Origin of the sequence: Pseudomonas sp. JY-Q (assembly GCF_001655295.1) — a bacterium.
Lineage (GTDB): Bacteria > Pseudomonadota > Gammaproteobacteria > Pseudomonadales > Pseudomonadaceae > Aquipseudomonas > Aquipseudomonas alloputida.
Genome location: NZ_CP011525.1, coordinates 542,769 through 564,780, shown reverse-complemented (window position 1 = coordinate 564,780; position 22,012 = coordinate 542,769). Strand labels below are relative to the sequence as shown.

Genomic DNA, 22,012 nt, shown 5'->3' with positions numbered 1-22,012 from the left:
TTCCACACTGGAGACCGTGGATGACCGACTTTTCCGGCCTGCCCCTGGTGATCGAAGCTGCAGACCTGCTGCCACGCCTGGATTCGCCGCAGCTGATCCTGGTCGACCTGAGCAGCGCCAACCGCTATGTCAGCGGGCATATCCCCGGCGCGCGCTTTGTCGAAGGCAAGCGCACCCAGCTCGGCCAGCCCCCGGCGCCCGGCCTGCTGCCAGCCCTGGGCGAGCTCGAAAAACTGTTCAGCGAACTCGGCCACCGCGCCGATGCCGTGTATGTGGTGTACGACGATGAAGGCGGCGGCTGGGCCGGGCGCTTCATCTGGCTGCTCGATGTCATCGGCCACGAGCGCTACCACTACCTCAATGGCGGTATCCAGGCCTGGCCGGCAGACAAGCTGTCCACCGCAGTGCCTGCCATTGGCAGCGCCCCGGTGCACCTGCACATAGACAGCGCACCCACTGCCACCCGCGAGTACCTGCAAAGCCGCCTGGGCGCCGATGACCTGGTCATCTGGGACGCACGCGGCCCGCAGGAATTCAGCGGCGAAAAAGTGCTGGCAGCCAAAGGCGGCCACATCCCCGGCGCGATCAACTTCGAGTGGACCGCCGGCATGGATTTCAACGACCACCTGCGCATCCGCCAGGACATCGCTGAAGTCCTCAAGCAACTGGGCATCACCCCTGACAAGGAGGTGATCACCCACTGCCAGACCCACCGCCGCTCCGGTTTCACTTACCTGGTGGCCAAGTCCCTCGGTTACCCACGCGTCAAGGCCTACGCCGGCTCGTGGGGCGAATGGGGCAACCACCCGGACACGCCTGTAGAAGTCTAAGGAACCTGCATGAAATCCCGTCTGTTCATCATCAGCCAGTACCTGCTGCCGCACCACCTGCTGTCGCGGCTGGCCGGCTGCATCGCCGAGTGCCGCGTGCGCTGGTTCAAGAACGCCTTCACCGCATGGTTCGCCAAGCGCTACCAGGTGAACATGAGCGAGGCGCTGGTCGAAGACCTGAGCGCTTACGAGCACTTCAATGCGTTCTTCACCCGCGCCTTGAAACCTGGTGCCCGTCCGCTGGACGAAACCCCGGGCGCCATCCTGTGCCCGGCCGACGGTGCGGTCAGCCAGCTTGGCCCGATCGAGCACGGTCGTATCTTCCAGGCCAAAGGCCACGGTTTCAGCGCGCAAGAGCTGCTGGGCGGTGATCCGGCCATGGCCGCGCCGTTCATGGGCGGCGAGTTTGCCACCATCTACCTGTCGCCCAAGGACTACCACCGCGTGCACATGCCGCTGGCCGGCACCCTGCGCGAAATGGTCTATGTGCCGGGCCGCCTGTTCTCGGTCAACCAGACCACCGCAGAGAATGTCCCCGAGCTGTTCGCTCGCAACGAGCGCGTGGTCTGCCTGTTCGATACAGAGCGTGGGCCAATGGCTGTGGTACTGGTCGGCGCGATGATCGTCGCCTCGATCGAAACGGTATGGGCCGGGCTGGTCACGCCGCCCAAACGTGAGCTGAAGACCTTCCGCTACGACGAAGCCAGCCGCACGCCGATCCACCTGGAGAAAGGTGCCGAACTAGGCCGCTTCAAGCTGGGTTCGACCGCCATCGTGCTGTTCGGGCCGGAGCAGGTGAAGTGGGCTGAGAGCCTGGGTGCGGGTTCTGCAGTGCGCATGGGGCAGCAGCTGGCGGCGCCTGTGCAGGCTTGATTCGAGCCATATGAAAAAGGCCCTGCATATGCAGGGCCTTTTTCGTTGGGCCGCCATGCGGCCCCAGATTCACGGATCAGCCGCGGGCGTCGCGATCACGCAGGCCCAGCAGATACAGCACCCCGTCCAGCCCCAAGGTGGAAATCGCCTGCTTGGCCGACTGGCGCACCAGCGGCTTGGCACGAAACGCCACGCCCAAACCGGCCAGCGACAGCATCGGCAGGTCATTGGCACCATCGCCCACGGCGATGGTCTGCTCCAGTTGCAAGCCTTCGTCACTGGCCAGCTTCTTCAACAAATCGGCCTTGCGCTGGGCATCGACAATCGGCTCAACAGCCACGCCCGTCACCTTGCCATCGACCACTTCAAGTTCGTTGGCGAACACATAGTCGATACCCAGGCGCGCCTGCACCTGACGAGCGAAATAGGTAAAGCCACCGGACAGAATCGCGGTCTTGTATCCCAGGCGCTTGAGCTCGGCAAACAGGTTCTCGGCACCCTCGGTCAGGCGCAGCGATGCCCCGATCTCGTCCAGTACCCCCACATCCAGGCCCTTGAGCAGCGCCATGCGCTCTTTGAAGCTGGCGCGGAAGTCCAGTTCACCGCGCATGGCGCGCTCGGTGATCGCCGCCACCTGCTCACCCACACCCGCCGCCTTGGCCAGTTCGTCGATGACTTCGGCCTCGATCAGCGTGGAGTCCATGTCGAACACCGCCAGGCGGCGGTTACGGCGGAACAGATCGTCCTTCTGGAAGGCGATGTCGACGCTCAGCTCTTCAGCCAGGGCAAAGAAGTCGGCACGCAGGGCCTGGGCATCGCTCGGTACACCGCGCACGGAGATCTCGACGGCTGCCTTACCCTTGTCGGTTTCGGCATCCAGTGCCACCCGGGCCGACAGGCGCTCGATACGCTCGATGGTCAGGCCGTACTGGCTGATCACCGCACTCACCCGCTGCAGTTGCTCGGGAGTAATCTTACGGCTGAGCAGGGTAACGATGTGGCGCGCTTCGCCATGCCCATCAGCCCAATGCTGGTAGTCCGCCTCGGAAATCGGCGTGTAACGGGCCTGCAGGTTCAGTTCGTGGGCTTTAGCCTGCACGCTTTGCAACAGCGCGGTAGCCACTTCGTTGTCCGGGATGTCGACCAGGATGCCAAACGACAAGGTGCCGTGCATGACCGCCAGGCCGATGTCGAGGATACTCACACCGCCCTGTAGCAGGACGCCGGTGATAGCCGCAGTGAGACCGGGACGGTCCTCACCGGTGATGTTGATCAGGACGATTTCGCGCACAACCTGGCTCCGACTTCGATGAAAAATGCGCATTCTACCGATTTTCCATGACCATCGGGCGCCAACGATACTTTGCCGACAAAACCCGGCTCGCTATACTCCCCCCACTTTCATGCCATTAAGAGCCGAGCTCTGTGAACCGGCCCACGCCAGTCAAACCAGACAATTTCTTCCTGATGATCTATCGCGCCCTGAGTCAACGTCGCGTGCCGCTGGCACTGCGCATCGCCTGCACCAACATTTTCCTGGTGGCGCTGGCGCTGGTGATCTACGCCTGCGTGATGGGCCTGCAGTTCAAGCAGGCCATGCATGAGCAGGCCGATGCCTTGGGCCAGAGCCTGACCACCCAGACGGCCACATCGGCCACCGAGCTGCTGGTGTCCAATGACATCCTCAGCCTCAACGTGCTATTGGGCAACCTGGTTAAAAACCCGCTGGTGGCCCATGCCGCAATCTACAGCGTGGATAACCGCATCCTCGCCGAAGCGGGCCAGCGCCCGCGCAACAGCCTGCTGGGCGAGGCCGAAGGCCTGTACCAGACCAAAATCACGTTCCAGGACGTGACGGCCGGGCAGTTGCGCATCAGCCTGGACATGAGCCAGTTCCAGCAACCGATGCTGATCAGCCTGCAGAGCATGGGCATTCTGGCCGCTATCCTGCTGGCCCTGGCCTTGGCCCTCAGCTTGCGTCAGGGCCGCTTCATCACCCTGCCACTGCTGCAACTGCGGGTATGGCTGCGCGACCCGCAGCCCTATACCCCGGCCACCGACCGCCAGGACGAAATTGGCGACATCGCCCGCCAGTTGCATGCACGCCTGGCCCCGCCTCCGCCCCCGGAGCCGGAGCCTGAGGAAGAAGACGACGAGCAGTTCGACGACCTGCCCGCCGCTGCCCCGGCACCCAAGGCCGTACCGCGCGCCAAACCTGCCCTGGAAGACGAGGATGACGACGAGGCCTTCGCCGGCCTGCTGGACGACGACACTGCACCCAAGGCCGCCGCAGAGGTCGAGTCCGACGAGCCGCAGTACAGCGCCGTACTTGCCGTGCAGCTGGGCTCGCAGGAGCAACTGCGTCGCCTGCCACGCACACGCCTGGCCGAGCTGACCGAGCGCTACCGCGATTGCCTGGAGCACGCAGCCTCGCTCTACGACGGTGAAACCCACACGCTGAACGACGGCAGCACCTTGGTGCTGTTCCACAGCCGCGAGTGTGGCGAGGACTACCTGACCAACGCCATTTGCTGTGGCGAACTGTTGCGCGCCCTGGGCCACGCCCTGCAGATCGAGGTAGCCGACAGCGGCATTACCCTGCAACTGCAGCTAGGCCTGGTCTTGGGCAACGACCTGCATGGGCTGGAACTGGTTGACCTGTTGATGGCCGAGAAGGTCCAGGATGCCCTGGCACTGTCGCAGCACAGCCGTAACCTGTTGCTGGTAGAGCGGCAGATCAACGATGACGCCCTCATTCGCCAGCGTGCGCGTATTCGCCCGATCGCCAGCCCCGAAGGCGCCTGCTGTGTGGAGCGACTGATGGAGCCCTACCCGTCAATGCTGGAACGGCAACTGGCACGCATGCATGAGCACCGCGCCTGACAGGCATACGCTGCATCTGCAGCGCATGTCTTGAGCCAGGCTCGTTTCCTTGCGATCACGTGCCTGGCGCAAGATCCAGCCAATAGCGCCCCCGGTAGGAGCGGGTTTACCCGCGAATACGGTGGCGGCGGCAACGGTGAACGGCGGGGGAAAATTGGCCAGCAGGGCCGGCCCTTTCGCGGGTAAACCCGCTCCTACAGCGGCCAGTATCAACCCCCGATGTGTATCCACCCCAATCAGATGTAGGAGCGGGTTTACCCGCGAATACGGTAGCGGCGGCAACGGTGAACGGCGGGTGAAAATTGGCCAGCAGGGCCGGCCTCTTCGCGGGTAAACCCGCTCCTACAGCGGCCAATATCAACCCCCGATGTGTGTCCACCCCAATCAGATGTAGGAGCGGGTTTACCCGCGAATACGGTAGCGGCGGCAACGGTGAACGGCGGATGAAAATTGGCCAGCAGGGCCGGCCTCTTCGCGGGTAAACCCGCTCCTACGAAGACCGGCAGATACAAAAAAGCCCGCAGCGAATGCGGGCTTTGTCGTATCTGGCCGTTTGATCAGAACCGATAAACTTCCATATCGGTGCGAATCGGCGAGGCCATCGGGATTTTGGGTTTCTCCGGCCCCTTCTTCACCTGCGTCGGTGCAGCGGGCTTTTTCGGTGCTTCTTCGGCAATCGCCGGCTGGTTGGCCAGCGGCTTCACCGCCGTGCTCAGCTGTTCCGCCAGCTTCTGCAGCAGTTGGCCCTGAGCCTGCACCTGCGACGACTCACTGCCCTCGTGCTGCTGCTCGAGGTGAATGATACGGTTGTCACGCACACGGCCACGGCGGTCAAGCAGACGCCACTGGGCATCCAGGATGGCCGGCTGGTTCTTGCCCGAGTCCAGGCGTGTAATCGACAACAGCACTTGCACGTCCGGGCTGAAGCCTGCGGTCGCCGGGGCCAGTACTACGCGTTGGCTGTCCAGGCGCCAGGCCAGTTGACGCACCAGCAGCTGGTCGATATCCGATGAAAGGCTGCCAGCCCAACGACCGTCGGTCGCCGCGCTCAGGCTGCCATCAGGTTGACGCTGCAGAAACGTCTCACGCTGAAGGTAATCGGCCACCGATACCGGGCCGAGTACCACGGCCATGCCCGCACTCTGCGACGGCTGGCCAGGATCACCACTGTCGAGCTGATACAGGGCAACCGGCTGATGCATGGTGCACCCGCCAAGGCCCAGCAGGCCAGTCATCAACAGCGCAAATGGAAGGCGCAGAAATTTCATCATCCCATCCAGGCGGCTGCCACAAGGCACACCGCAGTGATACATGTAGATTCAAACGGGCACACGGCCACGCCGGCACCGCAAGGGGCATATCATCCGCGAAATAACCGTCCGACTCCAGCATTTCTGCCCGAAACGGCGTTGAAATTGCCGTTCCAGACATTACAACCGGTTATGTCGGCACTTCCACCTGCAACCCATCGACGCGCTGGAACCCGCGTGGCAGCTTGCTGCCGCGCCGACCGCGCTCGCCCTTGTAGTGCTCCAGGTCGTCCGCCTTCAAAGACAGGGTACGCTTGCCGGCTTGCAATACAAGGGTCGCGCCTTCGGGAATCACCGCCAGATCGGTAACAAATTCTTCACGGCTGGCCACCCGGTCACCCGGCACGCCAATGATCTTGTTGCCCTTGCCTTTACCCAGCTGCGGCAAGTCGCTGACCTTGAACACCAGCAGGCGGCCTTCGGTGGTCACGGCCGCCAACCAGTCCTGCTCGCGATCAGCCACTGGACGCGGGGTCATGACCTTGGCCCCGTTGGGCAAGCTGAGCAAGCCCTTGCCGGCCTTGTTCTTGGCCTGCAGGTCTTCACCCTTGACCACGAAGCCGTAACCGGCATCCGAAGCCACCACGTACAGCGCATCGTCGTCAGGCAACAACACACATTCGAAAGTCGCCCCCGGTGGCGGCGTCAGACGGCCAGTCAGCGGCTCGCCCTGGCCACGCGCCGATGGCAGGCTGTGGGCCGCCAGCGAGTAGCTGCGGCCGGTGGAATCGATGAGCACGGCAAACTGGTTGGAGCGCCCGGCCGCGGCGGCCTTGAATCCGTCGCCGGCCTTGTAGGAAAGGCCAGTGGCGTCAATATCGTGGCCCTTGGCGCAGCGCACCCAGCCCTTCTCCGACAGCACCACAGTGACGGGCTCGGTCGGCATCAGCTCGTTTTCCGACAGGGCCTTGGCTTCGGCACGCGCTACGATCGGCGAGCGACGATCATCGCCATAGGTTTCGGCATCCTTGATCAGCTCGCTGCGCACCAGCTTGCGCAGTTTGGCCTCGCTCCCCAGCAAGGCCTGCAGCTTGGCTTGCTCCTTCAGCAACTCATCCTGCTCACCGCGGATCTTCATCTCTTCCAGGCGCGCCAACTGCCGCAGGCGGGTCTCGAGGATGTAGTCAGCCTGGATCTCGGTCAGCTCGAAACGTTCGATCAGGGCCTGCTTGGGGTATTCCTCGGTACGGATGATGTGGATCACTTCATCCAGGTTGAGGAATGCGGTGAGCAAACCGTCCAACAGGTGCAGGCGCCTCTCGACCTTATCCAGACGGTGCTGCAGGCGGCGACGAACGGTATTGGTGCGGAACTCCAGCCACTCCACCAAGATGGTTCGCAGGTTTTTCAACTGCGGCCGGCCGTCCAGGCCGATGATATTCACGTTGACCCGATAGGTGCTTTCCAGGTCGGTGGTAGCGAACAGGTGCTGCATCAGCTCGTCGACATCGACGCGGTTGGATCGCGGGATGATGACAATACGGCACGGGTTCTCGTGGTCCGACTCGTCGCGCAGGTCGGCGACCATCGGCAGCTTCTTGGCCTGCATCTGCGCGGCAATCTGCTCCAGCACTTTGGCCCCGGAGACCTGGTGCGGCAGCGCAGTGACGACGATATCGCCATCCTCGACGCGGTACACGGCACGCATGCGGATCGAGCCGCGGCCGCTTTCGTACATCTTGAGAATTTCAGCCCGCGGCGTGACGATCTCCGCCTCGGTCGGGTAATCCGGCCCCTGGATGTGCTCGCACAACTGCTCGATGGTTGCCTTGGGCTCATCGAGCAGTCGCACACAGGCACTGGCCACCTCTCGCAGGTTGTGCGGCGGCACGTCGGTGGCCATGCCCACGGCGATACCGGTGGTACCGTTGAGCAGGATGTTGGGCAGGCGCGCAGGCAGCACGGCCGGCTCCTGCAATGTGCCGTCGAAGTTCGGCACCCAGTCGACGGTGCCCTGGCCGACTTCGCTGAGCAGCACTTCAGCGTAGCGTGACAGCCGCGCCTCGGTGTAGCGCATGGCGGCGAACGACTTCGGATCATCCGGCGCACCCCAGTTGCCCTGGCCATCGACCAGGGTGTAGCGGTAGCTGAACGGCTGCGCCATCAGCACCATGGCCTCGTAGCAGGCCGAATCGCCATGGGGATGGAACTTGCCGAGCACGTCACCGACGGTACGTGCCGACTTCTTGTGCTTGGCATCGGCATCGAGCCCCAACTCGCTCATGGCGTAGACGATGCGGCGCTGCACCGGCTTCAGGCCGTCGCCGATATGCGGCAAGGCACGGTCCATGATCACGTACATGGAGTAGTTGAGGTAGGCCTGTTCGGTGAAGTCAGCCAGCGAGCGGCGTTCTACGCCGTCCAGGCTGAGTTCCAGTGAGTCGCTCATGCGGGCCTCGTCATTTCAGGTTCTGGCGCAGCAGCATGGTGCCACCGCGCTGGGTAAATTCAAGTTGTTGCAGGGCACTCATGCCCAGCAGTACGGTGGCCCCATCCAGGCCCGGCACCACGATGGCGCGTACGTTCTGCAGGCGGATATCGCCCAGTTGCAGGCTGGTCAGGCGCGTGCGGTAACCTTCAGTACGGCCATTGGCGGTGCTCAGTAGCACCGGGCTACCGCGCTCCAGGCTCAGTTCATGAGCCAACGCCTCCGGGATCGCCACATCGGTGGCGCCGGTGTCGAGCATGAAATGCACCACCTGGCCGTTGATGGCACCATCCACCACGAAGTGGCCCTGGCCATTACTCAGCAGGCGCACTTCGATAAAGCCTTGACCATGTTCGGATTGCACCTGGCTGTTGGGATTACGCTGGCTGTCTTCCCACTGGCCGAAAAAACGCGTGGCAAGAAACAGCGCCGCCGCCCAAGCGACGATCATCAGCAACTTGCCCGCGCGCTTGCCCGGCGCCTGGCTCATGGTTTGGCGCTCCAGCCACCTTCCGGTGCGTCGAAGCGCCAGACGACTGGGCGGGTTTCACCGTCGGCACGGGCGCCGTTGTTGTTGTCCAGGCCAATCCAGGCGCCCTTGGCATCGATCACCAGTGCTTCGGCCAGGCCAAACGGCTGCGCGTAGCGCCGTGACTCGACCAGCGCATCAGCAGCGAACGACCAGCACCGCTCGACCTTGTCACTGTCGACATCACGTCGGCACACCCGGTAGGCGTTGCGTTCGAGGGTAAACAGCTTGCCCTCGAACCAGGCCAGGTCAGCGAAGTCGCGCGACAGGGCCCTGGCATTGGGCATCTGCGCGGGTTGCATTTCGACCCCCGCCTCGCTCAGCAGCACGCAACCACGCCCGCAGGTCCAGACCGACTGCTGGCGCTCGATAGCCAGCAGGCCACGGCGCTCACGCTCGGCAGCCAGCCACAGGCGGTCACCCGCGGGGTTGATCGCCAGGCCTTCGAACAGGGCATTGAAGTTCAGCAGCATGCCGCTTGCCCGGGCCTGGCGCACCATGGCCGAGTCGATCCTCAACCAGTCCGGCTCGCCTTCCAGCGGCAATTGCAGCACCGCGGCATGCGCCTCGCTGACCAGATAGAGGTTACCCGCCTGATCACAGGTGATACCTTCGAAATCCAGCTCGCCACCGCGAATGTACGATGCCGCCCAATTGCGCGACTTCAACCCCCATGGCAGGCCGCTTTCCGGGACAGCCGGCGGGGTGAAGGTAAGCGGCTGCGCGCGCCAGGTGGGGTTCTGCTGATCGAAGCGGTAGATACGGTCGTCGTCACGGTCGGACACGCCCCACAACCCGCCCCGGCATTCCACCAGCCCCGACAGGTTGCCACCGCGCATACCGTCAATCGGGTGCTCGGCTGTCATCTTCAGCTCTGGCCAGTTGCCCGCCAGGGTAGGCAGGGCAACCAGCGCCAGGCAAACGGCAAGTACTTGCCGAATCAAACCATGACCTCGGCCAGGTTGCCCTTGGTTTCCAGCCAACTCTTGCGGTCACCGGCGCGCTTCTTGGCCAGCAGCTTGTCCATCAGCTCGCAGGTGGCTTCTACGTCGTCCAGGGTCAGCTGCACCAGGCGCCGGGTATTCGGGTCCATGGTGGTTTCGCGCAACTGCGGCGGGTTCATCTCGCCCAGGCCCTTGAAGCGTGTTACCTGCGGCTTGCCGCGCTTCTTCTCGGCCACCAGGCGGTCGAGGATGCCGTCACGCTCGGCTTCGTCGAGGGCGTAGTAGATTTCCTTGCCCAGGTCGATGCGGTACAGGGGCGGCATGGCCACGTAAACGTGCCCAGCTTCGACCAGTGCCCGGAAGTGCTGAACAAACAGCGCACACAGCAATGTGGCGATGTGCAGACCATCGGAGTCAGCGTCGGCGAGGATGCAAATCTTGCCATAGCGCAGCTGCGCAAGGTCGGTTGCCCCCGGATCGACGCCAATGGCCACGGCAATGTTATGCACTTCCTGGCTGGCCAGGACTTCGCCACCGTCCACTTCCCAAGTGTTGAGGATCTTGCCGCGCAGCGGCAGGATGGCCTGGAACTCCTTGTCCCGCGCCTGCTTGGCCGAACCACCGGCCGAGTCACCCTCGACCAGGAACAACTCGGCACGCATCGGGTCCTGGCCCGCACAATCGGCCAGCTTGCCGGGCAATGCCGGGCCCTGTGTGATGCGCTTGCGCTCGACCTTCTTGCTGGCCTTGAGGCGGCGACCGGCGTTGCTGATGGCCAGTTCTGCCAGTTGCATGCCCAGCTCGGGGTGGGCGTTGAGCCACAGGCTGAAAGCATCCTTGACCACACCGGAGACGAACGCGGCGGCCTCGCGCGATGACAGGCGCTCTTTGGTCTGCCCGGAGAACTGCGGGTCCTGCATCTTCATCGACAGTACGAAGGTGATGCGCTCCCAAACGTCTTCCGGCGCCAGCTTCACCCCGCGCGGCAGCAAGTTGCGGAACTCGCAGAACTCACGCATGGCATCCAGCAGGCCCTGGCGCAGGCCGTTGACGTGGGTGCCGCCCTGGGCGGTGGGGATCAGGTTGACGTAGCTTTCCTGAATGCTGTCGCCGCCTTCGGGCAGCCACAGCAAAGCCCAGTCAACCGCTTCCTTGTTACCCGCCAGGCTGCCACAGAACGGCTCGTCGGGCAGGCGCTGGAATTCGTTGACCGAGTCGACCAGGTAGGAGCGCAGGCCATCCTCGTAGTGCCATTCCACCTTTTCGCCGCTGGCCTTGTCCTCGAAGCTGACCAGCAGCCCCGGGCACAATACCGCCTTGGCCTTGAGCACGTGCTTGAGACGGCTGATGGAAAACTTGGGCGAGTCGAAGTACTTCGGGTCTGGGCTGAAGTACACGCTGGTGCCGGTGTTGCGCTTGCCGACCGAGCCGACCACTTCCAGCTCGCTGGCCTTGAAGCCATCGGCAAAGGTCATCTGGTATTCATTGCCGTCACGCTTGACGCGCACACGCACCTGCGTCGACAAGGCGTTGACCACCGAGATACCCACCCCGTGCAGGCCACCGGAAAACTGATAGTTCTTGTTGGAGAACTTGCCGCCGGCGTGCAGCTTGGTGAGGATCAGCTCGACCCCGGACACGCCCTCTTCCGGATGGATGTCCACCGGCATGCCGCGGCCGTCGTCGCTGACTTCCAGCGAGTGGTCGGCATGCAGGATGACCTGCACCGAACGCGCGTGGCCGGCCAGTGCTTCGTCGACACTGTTGTCGATGACTTCCTGGGCCAGGTGGTTGGGGCGGCTGGTATCGGTGTACATGCCCGGCCGCTTGCGGACCGGATCAAGGCCCGAGAGGACTTCGATGGCGTCTGCGTTATAGGCGCTAGCGCTGGGATTGGCCATAGGGTCTCGTCGTCAGTCTGGTGAATGCAAAAAAGTCAAAATACAGAAAAATCGAGCGCCGCATACTGCCCACGGGCAATGCCGGCGAAGGCCAGCAGTGCCGGCAGGCGCTCGGCGAAGCCCTGGAAGCTGTGGTCGCCACCGGCCTGGATACGCAGGGCACAAGCACGGTAATAGCGCTCGGCGTGGCGATAGTCCAGGGTTTCATCGGCGGTCTGCAGCCACACTTGATAGCGGTCGGCATCGGCCGGGGCCGCGACTTCCAGTTCGGCCAGGGCCTGAACGTGATCGTGGGTCAGTTCCCAGGTTTCACCGCTGTAATGGTTGCGCTGGGTGCCCAGGTAACCGTCGAAATGCTTGTGCGGGGTTACCGCCGGGTTGACCAGCAGGGCCTTGAGGCCATGGCGCTCGGCCAGATGGGTGGCATAGTAGCCGCCGAGCGAACTGCCCACCAGCAGTGGCGCACCCAGTTCGGCGATGGCCGCTTCGAGCTGGACCATGGCTTGCCGTGGGTGGTGGTGCAGGGCCGGCACTCGCAGCTGGTCGGCCAGGCCGAGCTGCTGCATGACTGCCTCCAGCTGACGCGCCTTGGTCGAAAGCGGCGAGCTGTTGAAGCCATGGATATAGAGGATGGAACCCGACATGCTGCCCCCGGAATCTGTGGCTTCGCGCCTGATAATGCGGGCGCAGGGACGCGCAGTGTAGCGCGTTCGCCGGGTTTTGGCGCCGCACAGGGGTTTTAGCAACACATTCTTCAACAGCTTTGAGAGTGCCGGCGGCGCTTTGCGCCCTATCGCGACACAAGGCCGCTCCCACAGGGGTACGCGATCTCCTGTGGGAGCGGCCTTGCGTCGCGATAGGGCTGCGCAGCAGCCCCAAAATCATCAATAGCCAGGGCTATCGAAGTCGAGCTGCACCTCGAAATCCAGCGCCCGCTCCACCCCGGTTTCCAGCCGCCCGTCGGCATGCAGGCGCAACCAACGGTACCCCGGATGCTCTTCGCTCACCTGAAAGTCTTCGCTGCGCGCCGCGAACTGAATGCAGGTCGACGGCGTGGCCAACAGGCGCCGCCCCCCTCGGACCTCATCCCATTCCTGATGCACATGCCCCCATAGCAAAGCCCGTACCTGTGGATATCCTTCAACGATATCGAACAGCGCCTGGGCATTGCGCAAGCCGATCGGCGCGATCCAGGCGCAGCCGATGTCCACTGGCTGATGGTGAAAGCACACCAGGCAATGCCGCTCGCCGGCCTCTTTCAAGGCAGCTTCCAGTACGGCCAGCTGGTCATCTTGCAGAAACCCGTGGGTAGCACCGTGCACGGCGGTGTTGAGCATGACCACCCGCCACGCGCCGATATCAGTCACTGCCTGCACCAGCTCCGGCGCCACCTGCGCCATCACCTGAGCCTCGTCATGGTTGCCCGGCAGCCAGCGCGTGGGCACGGCAAACGGTGCGGTCAGCTCACGAAACGCTTCATAGGATGCCACGCTGGCATCCTGGGACAGGTCGCCCGTGCACAGCAGCAAGTCGACAAGCGGCTGCTCGCGCCGCACCTGGGCCACCACGTGGCGCAGGCTGTCTCGGGTCTTGAGGCCCAGCATGCTGCCAGCCGGGTCGGCGAACAGGTGGGCATCGGTCAGTTGCACCACATGCACGGGGCGGGATTGGTCTGGCGGCGACAACGGCCATCTCCTCGAATGGATTCAGCGGGAATTATGGCTGTGCGACGGTGACGAGCAAACACCCGCAACCGACTCACGTCACAATTCAGCGAACACTTGCCAGTTCGTGGCCGCAGGCCAGGCAGTGGCTGAGCCATTCACCCAGGAACAGGTTGAGCTGGGCCTTTTCGTCCGGCTGGTGCATGGCATCGTTCGGATACGGGTAGATGCTGCGCAGGCGCCGGGTGTGTTCGGCGCTGACCACTTCGGCCATGCGCGCATCGTGATACACCTGCACTTCCAGGTGTGGCACTGGCAACCAAGGCAGGCTGTGTTCCTGGCGCACATGCAGGGTGGTGGTGTACGGGCAGGCCAGCACCACGTCGAGCACCAGCACGCCAAGCATCTGGTCACCCTGGGTCATGCCGATGCGGCGCGAGCTCTGGGTGGTGCGCATGTCGGGCAACAAGCGCATCAGCCGGGCGTAGTTGGCCTCGCAGGCTGCCTGCAGCCCGACCAGGTCGACTCGATAGCGCTCGCGCAGCAGGTTCACTTCCACATACCTCTTACTTCGTCACGGTTCAGCGCCAGCCATTGCAGGCCAATGATGGTGGCCGCATTGCAGATGTGCCCGTCGCGCACCGCCTGCAGGGCATCCTCGAACGCCCACACGCGTACGCGAATGTCTTCGCCCTCTTCCTCCAGGCCATGCAGCCCTCCCGCGCCCTCGCTGCTGCAACGGCCGAGGAACAGGTGAACGTATTCGTCACTGCCGCCAGGCGACGGGAAGTAGCGGGTCATCGGCCACAGGGCGCTGAACGTCAGGCCTGCTTCTTCTTCCGCCTCGCGATGGGCAACTTCCTCGGGCTGCTCGTCTTTGTCGATCAGCCCGGCAACCATCTCGATCAGCCAGGGGTTGGCGACCTTGTCCAGTGCGCCCACGCGGAACTGTTCGATCAGCACCACTTCATCGCGCGCAGGGTCGTACGGCAGCACGCATACCGCATCGTGGCGCACAAACAGCTCGCGACTGATCTCGCGCCCCATGCCCCCGGCAAATAGCTCGTGGCGCAGGCGTAACTTGTCGAGCTTGTAAAAGCCCTGGAAGCAATTGGCCCGCTCGATGATTTCGAAGCCCTTGGGCACAGCGTTCAACGCGTCTGACATGGAAATCCTCATTACCTCAAATACTGCTTCGCGCCATCCTACTCCGCACGCCTGTTGGTTTCACCCCTTTCCAGCAACCGCCGGCGCACTCGGGACAGCAGCCCTTCACTCTGTTAGCTTAGTGGCGAACTGAAGGCCGCGCAGACGGTCAAAGGCCGACTTTTCCCTGTTCTGCAAGGATCATCATGACACTTGTCAAACTGACTTCCGTGGCCGTGCTGGCACTCGCTCTGGGCGCCTGCCAGAGCCTGTTCACGCCCAACTACCGGGCCCCGCTCGAGGTCAAGCGCGACGCCTGGGAGCATGTCAAACCCGGCTGCAGCGAGAGCGACTGCCCGCTGGTGAACATCGACATGATCCACTTCCCGGCCCTGCCCAAGCTCGACGGCATCGTCGAAAAACGCCTGCTGCAACTGACCGAAGACAATCAGCATGGCACCGCACCAGCCACCCTGCAGGCCTACGAACAGCAATATCTGGCCAGTGCCGACAAACGTAACAGCAGCTACTTGCAAGCCAAGGTACGCGAGCAGCATGACGGGCTGGTGATCATCGAGTTGTCCAGCTACCTGGACAGCGGTGGCGCCCACGGCATGCCCGGGCGCGGCTTCATCAACTATTCACGCAAGCTGGACAAGGTGCTGACCCTGCAGGACATGCTGGTGCCCGGCCAGGAAGACACCTTCTGGAAAACCGTCGAAGAATCGCACCGTGCCTGGCTGATGAGCGTGGGAATGGACAAGGATGCCGAGTTCGTCAAGACCTGGCCGTTCAAGAAATCGCCGCACGTCGCCCTGACGTACGGCGCGGTAGTGGTCAAGTACGAGGTCTATGCCATCGCGCCCTATTCCATGGGCCACGTGGAACTGAAGATCCCCTACCCGCGCCTGAATGGCGTACTCAAGCCTGAACTGTTTCCCGGCCGCGGCTGAGGCTTAGCAGCCCATGCAGCACACCTGCCAGCAGCAATGCGGGCAGGGTAGCGCCCAGTTCCGGCGCCTTGGCGGCAATCAGGTGATAGGCCACCGCCCCGGCAAACCAGGCCACCAACGCCTGCCAGTGCAAGCCATTGACCTGCGCTGGCAGACGGCGTCGACGGACCACGTAGTGGTCCATCAGCACCACGCCGAACAGCGGTGCGAACACCGAGCCGATCAGCAACAGGAAGTTTTCGTACTGTGCCAGTGGCGCCAACAGGGCAATCAGGGTGCACAACACGCCGATGGCCAACGCCAGGTGCTCGACCTTCAGCGGTAGCAGCACACCGGTGGAAACCGCCGCCGAGTGGATGTCGGCGAAGGCCTTTTCCGACTCGTCCAGCAGAATAAGCAGCAGCGGAATCCCCATGCCGGCGCCCGCCAGGGCCAGCAGCAAGGCATTGACTTCGCCATTGGCGGCGAACGCCAGCGTGTAGGCCACGCCCAGGCTCATCAGCCAGGTGTTGCCGATGAAGTAGCCAACGACCGTGCCGCCGAACACATGCTTGCCATTGCGGGCAAAGCGCGAGTAGTCCGCGATCAGCGGCAACCAGGACAGCGGCATGGCGATGACGATATCGAAGCCAACCGCCAGCGACATCGAACCATCCCCGGCTCGGTTCCACAGCTCCGCCAGGTCGGCCTTGGCGAACAGGTTCCAGGTCAGCCACAGACAGGCGCCCAGCAACAACCAGATGCCCCAGGCGCGCAGCACCTTGCGCACGAAGGCCAGTGGCCCGCTGACGGCCAGCAGGGTGGCCAGGGCACCGAAGCACAGCGTCCAGAGCATGGGGCTGTTCCAGGCACTGTCCTCACCGAACGCTCGCGCCCCCAGCAAGCTGGCAGCATCGCGCATGACGATAATCTCGAAAGCGCCCCAACCCACCAGTTGCAGCAAGTTGAGCAGCGCCGGCAAGCGCGCGCCATGGCTGCCCAGGCTGAGTTTCAGGGTGCCCATGGCGGACAGGCCGGTGTCGCTGCCGATAACCCCCGCCGCACCCAGCAACAGCACACCGACACCGGTGCCCAGGGCGATGGCCAGCACGGCGCCAGCAAGGCCCAGGCCTGGCGCCAGCATGGCGCCGACCTGCAGCACCATCAGGCCGATGCCGAGGGAAAACCACAGTGAAAACAGGTCGCGAGCACCGAAGATGCGCTGCTGGATGGGGATTGGATGGTCGGGAGAGAACTGGCTGGGTGATGTCATGGTTGGCGCTCGCCGGCAATATTGTTGGTGTTCCTGGCGAGGACTTCGTCCTCGTATCGCGACGCAAGGCCGCTCCCACAAAAACCACGCAGGCTTCGAGGCTTGCGCGGTCCTTGTGGGAGCGGCCTTGCGTCGCGAAAGGGCCGCAAAGCGGCCCCAGCGTGCTTACACTTTGTGGTACAGCTGGCTGCCTTCCTGGCGGAACCGCTCGGCCTGCTCACGCATGCCTTGCTCGACCGTCACATCCACGGCCTCGATCTTGGCAGCGTACTCACGCACTTCCTGGGTGATCTTCATCGAGCAGAACTTCGGCCCGCACATCGAGCAGAAGTGCGCGACCTTGGCCGATTCCTTCGGCAGGGTCTCGTCGTGGAAAGCGCGGGCGGTGTCCGGGTCGAGGCCCAGGTTGAACTGGTCTTCCCAACGGAACTCGAAACGCGCCTTGGACAAGGCGTTGTCGCGAATCTGTGCACCCGGGTGGCCCTTGGCAAGGTCGGCGGCATGCGCGGCGATCTTATAGGTGATGATGCCGGTCTTGACGTCGTCCTTGTTCGGCAGGCCCAGGTGCTCCTTCGGCGTGACGTAGCAGAGCATGGCGCAACCGAACCAGCCGATCATCGCCGCACCAATGCCCGAGGTGATGTGGTCGTAACCCGGCGCGATGTCGGTGGTCAGTGGGCCGAGGGTGTAGAACGGCGCCTCGTCGCAGCACTCCAGCTGCTTGTCCATGTTCTCTTTGATCAATTGCATCGGCACGTGGCCGGGGCCTTCGATCATGCATTGCACGTCGTGCTTCCAGGCAATCTTGGTCAGCTCGCCGAGGGTTTCCAGCTCACCGAATTGCGCAGCGTCGTTGGCGTCGGCAATCGAGCCAGGGCGCAGGCCGTCGCCCAGCGAGAAGCTGACGTCGTAGGCCTTCATGATTTCGCAGATTTCGTCGAAGTGGGTGTACAGGAAGTTTTCCTTGTGGTGCGCCAGGCACCACTTGGCCATGATCGAGCCACCGCGGCTGACGATGCCGGTGACGCGCTTGGCGGTCAGGGGCACATAGCGCAGCAACACACCGGCGTGAATGGTGAAGTAGTCCACGCCCTGTTCGGCCTGCTCGATCAGGGTGTCGCGGAACAGTTCCCAGGTCAGGTCCTCTGCCACGCCGTTGACCTTTTCCAGGGCCTGGTAGATCGGCACGGTACCGATCGGCACCGGCGAGTTGCGAATGATCCACTCGCGGGTTTCGTGGATGTGCTTGCCGGTGGACAGGTCCATGACCGTGTCCGATCCCCAGCGGATGCCCCAGGTCAGCTTGGCCACCTCTTCCTCGATCGAGGAACCCAGGGCGCTGTTGCCGATGTTGCCGTTGATCTTCACCAGGAAGTTGCGGCCGATGATCATCGGCTCTACTTCCGGGTGGTTGATGTTGGCCGGAATGATCGCGCGGCCACGGGCGATTTCCTGGCGGACGAATTCAGGGGTAATTTCTTTCGGGATGTTGGCACCGAAGCTGTGGCCGGCATGTTGCTCATTCAGCAGGCCGGCGGCGCGGGCCTCCTGCAGCTTCATGTTTTCGCGGATGGCCACGTATTCCATTTCGGCGGTGATGATGCCCTGACGGGCATAGTGCATCTGCGAGACGTTGGCGCCGGCCTTGGCACGACGCGGGTTGCGCACATGGGCGAAACGCAGCTTGGCCAGCTCTGCATCGTTCAGGCGCTGCTGACCGAAGTCGGAGCTCAGGCCTTCCAGGCGCTCGGTGTCACCGCGGGCTTCGATCCACGCCGAACGCACATCGGCCAGGCCTTTGCGCACGTCGATGATCACGTCGGGGTCGGTGTACGGGCCAGACGTGTCATACACCAGCACCGGGGCGTTGGACTCGCCGCCGAAATCGGTCGGGGTGTCATCCAGGCTGATTTCACGCATGGGGACGCGGATGTCCGGGCGCGAGCCTTCGACATACACCTTGCGCGAACGGGGGAAGGGTTGCACGGACTGCTGATCGACTTGTGCCGATTCGCTGAGGTTGATCGCTTTTTCTTGTTTGGTCATCACAGGCTCTCCTGACGGCTTCCTAGCAGTGGAATGTCGGGGTGAACCTGAAACGCGCGGACGCACCCCCTTTGGGTGCAGTGCCGGACATGGGGGTGCCTGAAGCTGTAGCAGCTGTGACAATCCCGGACCTGGCACAAGAGGCTCCCCGGGAAGGCGAGCAATCTTGTTCCCTACGCAGGCGCTAACCTGATCAGGTTCAACGGGATCCGCACCTCTGCGATCTCAGCCTTTGCTTCAAGGCACCCCGACAAGAACATGCGCAGTCTAGACTGGAGTGGTCAGCAAAGCCAAGCAGGTAAATGCGCGGATGATGAAAGGCACACCGAGCGATTGTTGCCGGGTGCGCATGGCACTACACTGGCCCATCGCTCGATACTCAACAGTTCAGTAATTAAATTTCGTACAAGGATTGCCTCTATGCTGCGCAAACTCTCACTGGCGATAGCCGTGTCTTGTGCGTCCAACGGAGTGGTCTGGGCAGCGGACGTGCCTTCGACAGTCAAAACCGATCTGGTCAGCGTCTACCAGGAAGCAGTGGACAACAACGCTGACCTGGCTGCAGCACGCGCCGATTACGGGGCACGCCGCGAAGTGGTGCCGCAGGCCCGCGCCGGGTTGCTGCCAAACCTGTCGGCCGGTGCCGAGATGATGAACACCCGCACCAAGCTGGACGAGCCGTCCATGACGTCCAATCGCAGCGGCAACGCCTGGAGCGCGACCCTGGCTCAGCCGATCTTCCGCGCTGATCGCTGGTTCCAGTTGCAAGCCGCCGAAGCAGTCAACGAACAGGCAGCACTGGAGCTGTCGGCGACCGAGCAAAACCTGATCCTGCAAACCGCGCAAAACTACTTCGCCGTCCTCCGCGCCCAGGACAACCTGGCCGCCACCAAGGCAGAAGAAGCCGCCTTCAAGCGCCAGCTGGATCAGTCCAACGAGCGTTTCGACGTGGGCCTTTCGGACAAGACCGACGTGCTGCAATCGCAAGCCAGTTATGACACTGCACGGGCCAACCGGATCATCGCCGAACGCCAGGTGCAGGATGCATTCGAGGCCTTGGTGACCCTGACCAACCGTGAGTACACCTCTATCCAGGGCGTGGTGCATAGCCTGCCGGTACAAGTGCCAACGCCCAACGATGCCAAAGCCTGGGTCGAAACCGCCGGGCGCCAGAACCTCAACCTGCTGGCCACCAACTACGCGGTTTCTGCCGCAGAAGAGACCCTGCGTCAGCGCAAGGCCGGGCATGCACCGACCCTGGACGCCGTGGCCAAGTACCAGAAGGGTGACAACGACAGCCTTGGCTTCACCAACCCGGCGCCGCAGCAAAACGTGCGCTACGGCGGCGACGTCGAGCAGACCAGCGTTGGCCTGCAACTGAACATACCGATCTACAGTGGCGGCCTGACCAGCTCGCAGGTACGCGAGGCTTACCAGCGCCTGAGCCAGAGCGAGCAACAGCGTGAAAGCCTGCGCCGCCAGGTCGTGGAAAACACCCGCAACCTGCACCGCGCAGTGAACACCGATGTGGAACAGGTACAGGCGCGCAAGCAGTCGATCATTTCCAACCAGAGCGCGCTGGAAGCCACTGAAATCGGCTACCAGGTCGGTACCCGCAACATCGTCGACGTGCTTGATGCCCAGCGCCAGCTGTACACCTCGGTGCGCGACTACAACAATAGCCGTTACGACTACATCCTCGACAACCTGAGCCTGAAGCAGGCAGCCGGCACCCTGAGCCCGCAAGACCTGCAGGACCTGAAGCGCTACCTGAAACCTGACTACAACCCGGACAAGGACTTCCTGCCGCCGGACCTGGCGGCAGCAGCGGCCAAGAACTTCGAGCGCAGGCCTTGAGGTAGGGGCTGGACCATTCGCGGGCTCGCCCGCTCCCACAGGGATAGCGCAGCCCTCGAGCCATGCATCCATCCTGTGGGAGCGGGCGAGCCCGCGAAGGAGCCAATGCAAAAATCAGCGGATAAGCGCACCCAGCCCCTCGAGCAATCGCTGCAGCGCCCCCTGATTGGCCCGCATCACCGCCCTGCCCGCCTCGCCCATGCGCTGGGCGTCCTGCGGCAGTTCCACCAGACGGCGCACCGCACCGGCCAGCCCGTCAGCATCATCCACCTGCTGCAACGCACCCGCCTCGCGCAGCATCGCGCTGATTTCGAGGAAGTTGAACACATGTGGCCCCATGAGCACCGGCAAGGCCAGCGCCGCAGGCTCCAACGGATTGTGCCCACCGGTCGGCACCAGGCTGCCACCGACGAAGGCAATGTCGGCCAGGGCATACAGGAACAGCAGTTCGCCCATGGTGTCGCCCAGCAATACCCGCGTTTGCGCATCGACCAGCGTGCCGGCAGAGCGGCGCACGGTGGTGAACTGCTCGCTGCACAGCGCATGCACTGCATTGAAGCGCTCGGGGTGGCGCGGCACCAGGATCAGCAAGGCATCGCCATGCACCTGCAACAACTGCCGATGCGCCTGCAGGATCAAGGCATCTTCCCCTTCATGGGTGCTGGCGGCGATCCACACAGGGCGCTGGCCGCCCCCCCACTGTTCACGCAATGTCCTGGCGCGCGGCAGCAGCTGTTCGTCGATCGTCAGGTCGAACTTGATCGAACCGGTGACTTGCACGCGCTCAGGGCGTGCACCCAGGTCACGGAAGCGCTGGGCCTCGGTTTCGGTCTGCACGGCAATCAGGCTCATCTCGGCCAGCATCGGCCGGGTCAGCCTGGCAAAGCGCCCATAGCCACGGGCCGAGCGCTCAGACAAGCGCGCATTGGCCAGCGCCACCGGAATGCCGCGCCTGGCACACTGGTGAATGTGGTTGGGCCAAAGCTCGGTTTCCATGATGATGCCCAGCTTAGGCTGCACATGATCGAGAAAACGCCCCGCCGCCCAAGGCAGGTCGTAGGGCAGGTAGCAATGCTGCACGCGTGGTTCGTTGGCGAACAGGGCGCGAATGCGTTCGGAGCCGGTAGGGGTCATGCAGGTCAGTGTGATCGGCAGCTCCGGGTAAGCCTTTAGCAAGGCACGCACCATGGGTGCGGCAGCAATGCTCTCGCCCACCGATACCGCATGTACCCAGATACCCCCCTGGCGCATGGCCGGCAGCTTGAAAGCAAAGCGCTCGCCGATGCGTTGGCCATAGGCCGGCGCCTTGCGCGCGCGCAGGTACAGGCGCAGCGCAACCAGCGGCAGGCCCAGGTGAAACAGCAAGGTATAGAGAGTTCTGTTCATGGCGGCTAAG

At 63.3% G+C, this 22,012-nt stretch carries 18 protein-coding genes and 1 riboswitch; of the genes, 5 read left to right on the top strand and 13 right to left on the bottom strand.

The features are described from left to right. Nucleotides 1-20 precede the first annotated feature (20 nt). Both AA098_RS29680 and asd read left to right on the top strand, forming a co-directional pair. Nucleotides 21-830, top strand: a complete 810-nt coding sequence (locus tag AA098_RS29680; protein WP_003249503.1) for a rhodanese-like domain-containing protein — start codon at nt 21-23, stop codon at nt 828-830. Between the two features lie 9 nt (nt 831-839). Further along, entirely contained in the window at nt 840-1,703 is an 864-nt protein-coding gene (gene asd, locus AA098_RS29675; protein WP_003249501.1) for an archaetidylserine decarboxylase, read from the top strand. Nucleotides 1,704-1,779: 76 nt separating this feature from the next. Here the strand turns inward: asd and serB are convergent, their stop codons facing one another. Next, nucleotides 1,780-2,994: a phosphoserine phosphatase SerB gene (gene serB / locus AA098_RS02440; protein WP_003249498.1), complete on the bottom strand. Its 1,215-nt coding sequence runs from the start codon at nt 2,992-2,994 to the stop codon at nt 1,780-1,782. Nucleotides 2,995-3,128: 134 nt separating this feature from the next. Between serB and AA098_RS02435 the strand changes: the two genes are divergently transcribed. Beyond that, a complete protein-coding gene (locus tag AA098_RS02435; protein WP_003249496.1) occupies nt 3,129-4,586 on the top strand; it encodes an AhpA/YtjB family protein in 1,458 nt (485 codons plus the stop codon). Between the two features lie 557 nt (nt 4,587-5,143). Here AA098_RS02435 and AA098_RS02430 read toward each other — a convergent pair. The 9 genes from AA098_RS02430 to AA098_RS02390 all read right to left on the bottom strand — a co-directional run bounded on the left by AA098_RS02430 (nt 5,144) and on the right by AA098_RS02390 (nt 14,529). After that, a complete protein-coding gene (locus tag AA098_RS02430; RefSeq protein ID WP_003249494.1) occupies nt 5,144-5,854 on the bottom strand; it encodes a membrane integrity-associated transporter subunit PqiC in 711 nt (236 codons plus the stop codon). Nucleotides 5,855-6,026: 172 nt separating this feature from the next. Further along, entirely contained in the window at nt 6,027-8,285 is a 2,259-nt protein-coding gene (gene parC / locus AA098_RS02425) for a DNA topoisomerase IV subunit A (protein ID WP_003249492.1), read from the bottom strand. Nucleotides 8,286-8,295: 10 nt separating this feature from the next. Further along, nucleotides 8,296-8,814: a TIGR02281 family clan AA aspartic protease gene (locus tag AA098_RS02420; protein WP_003249490.1), complete on the bottom strand. Its 519-nt coding sequence runs from the start codon at nt 8,812-8,814 to the stop codon at nt 8,296-8,298. Then, on the bottom strand, nt 8,811-9,797 hold the full coding sequence (locus AA098_RS02415) for an esterase-like activity of phytase family protein (protein ID WP_064613791.1): 987 nt from the start codon (nt 9,795-9,797) through the stop codon (nt 8,811-8,813). Before AA098_RS02415 ends, AA098_RS02420 begins: the two co-directional genes overlap by 4 nt. Then, nucleotides 9,794-11,698, bottom strand: coding sequence for a DNA topoisomerase IV subunit B (parE, locus tag AA098_RS02410; protein WP_003249486.1), 1,905 nt, complete (start codon nt 11,696-11,698; stop codon nt 9,794-9,796). Before parE ends, AA098_RS02415 begins: the two co-directional genes overlap by 4 nt. Nucleotides 11,699-11,733: 35 nt before the next feature. Beyond that, nucleotides 11,734-12,342 (bottom strand): YqiA/YcfP family alpha/beta fold hydrolase, encoded by a 609-nt coding sequence (locus AA098_RS02405; protein WP_003249484.1) that lies wholly within the window; start codon nt 12,340-12,342, stop codon nt 11,734-11,736. Nucleotides 12,343-12,582: 240 nt separating this feature from the next. Beyond that, nucleotides 12,583-13,383, bottom strand: coding sequence for a 3',5'-cyclic-AMP phosphodiesterase (cpdA, locus tag AA098_RS02400; protein ID WP_004577397.1), 801 nt, complete (start codon nt 13,381-13,383; stop codon nt 12,583-12,585). A gap of 85 nt (nt 13,384-13,468) precedes the next feature. Continuing rightward, nucleotides 13,469-13,921: a DUF1249 domain-containing protein gene (locus tag AA098_RS02395; RefSeq protein WP_003249480.1), complete on the bottom strand. Its 453-nt coding sequence runs from the start codon at nt 13,919-13,921 to the stop codon at nt 13,469-13,471. Beyond that, on the bottom strand, nt 13,912-14,529 hold the full coding sequence (locus tag AA098_RS02390; protein WP_064613790.1) for an NUDIX domain-containing protein: 618 nt from the start codon (nt 14,527-14,529) through the stop codon (nt 13,912-13,914). The genes AA098_RS02395 and AA098_RS02390 overlap by 10 nt, the downstream gene beginning before the upstream one ends. A 185-nt stretch (nt 14,530-14,714) precedes the next feature. Between AA098_RS02390 and AA098_RS02385 the strand changes: the two genes are divergently transcribed. Continuing rightward, nucleotides 14,715-15,461 carry an RsiV family protein gene (locus AA098_RS02385; RefSeq protein WP_003249476.1) on the top strand — a complete coding sequence of 249 codons (747 nt, stop codon included), beginning with the start codon at nt 14,715-14,717 and terminating at the stop codon, nt 15,459-15,461. On the opposite strand, the gene cytX is transcribed toward AA098_RS02385, so the two are convergent. After that, a complete protein-coding gene (cytX, locus tag AA098_RS02380) occupies nt 15,430-16,713 on the bottom strand; it encodes a putative hydroxymethylpyrimidine transporter CytX (RefSeq protein WP_064613789.1) in 1,284 nt (427 codons plus the stop codon). The genes AA098_RS02385 and cytX overlap by 32 nt on opposite strands. A gap of 165 nt (nt 16,714-16,878) precedes the next feature. Beyond that, nucleotides 16,879-18,759, bottom strand: a complete 1,881-nt coding sequence (gene thiC / locus AA098_RS02375; protein WP_003249473.1) for a phosphomethylpyrimidine synthase ThiC — start codon at nt 18,757-18,759, stop codon at nt 16,879-16,881. A gap of 153 nt (nt 18,760-18,912) precedes the next feature. After that, nucleotides 18,913-19,019: riboswitch (TPP riboswitch) on the bottom strand. A gap of 160 nt (nt 19,020-19,179) precedes the next feature. Here thiC and AA098_RS02370 point away from each other — a divergent pair. Beyond that, nucleotides 19,180-20,616 carry a TolC family outer membrane protein gene (locus AA098_RS02370; RefSeq protein WP_064613788.1) on the top strand — a complete coding sequence of 479 codons (1,437 nt, stop codon included), beginning with the start codon at nt 19,180-19,182 and terminating at the stop codon, nt 20,614-20,616. 114 nt (nt 20,617-20,730) lie between these two features. Here the strand turns inward: AA098_RS02370 and waaA are convergent, their stop codons facing one another. After that, a complete protein-coding gene (gene waaA, locus AA098_RS02365; protein WP_004577391.1) occupies nt 20,731-22,002 on the bottom strand; it encodes a lipid IV(A) 3-deoxy-D-manno-octulosonic acid transferase in 1,272 nt (423 codons plus the stop codon). Between the last annotated feature and the right edge of the window lie 10 nt (nt 22,003-22,012).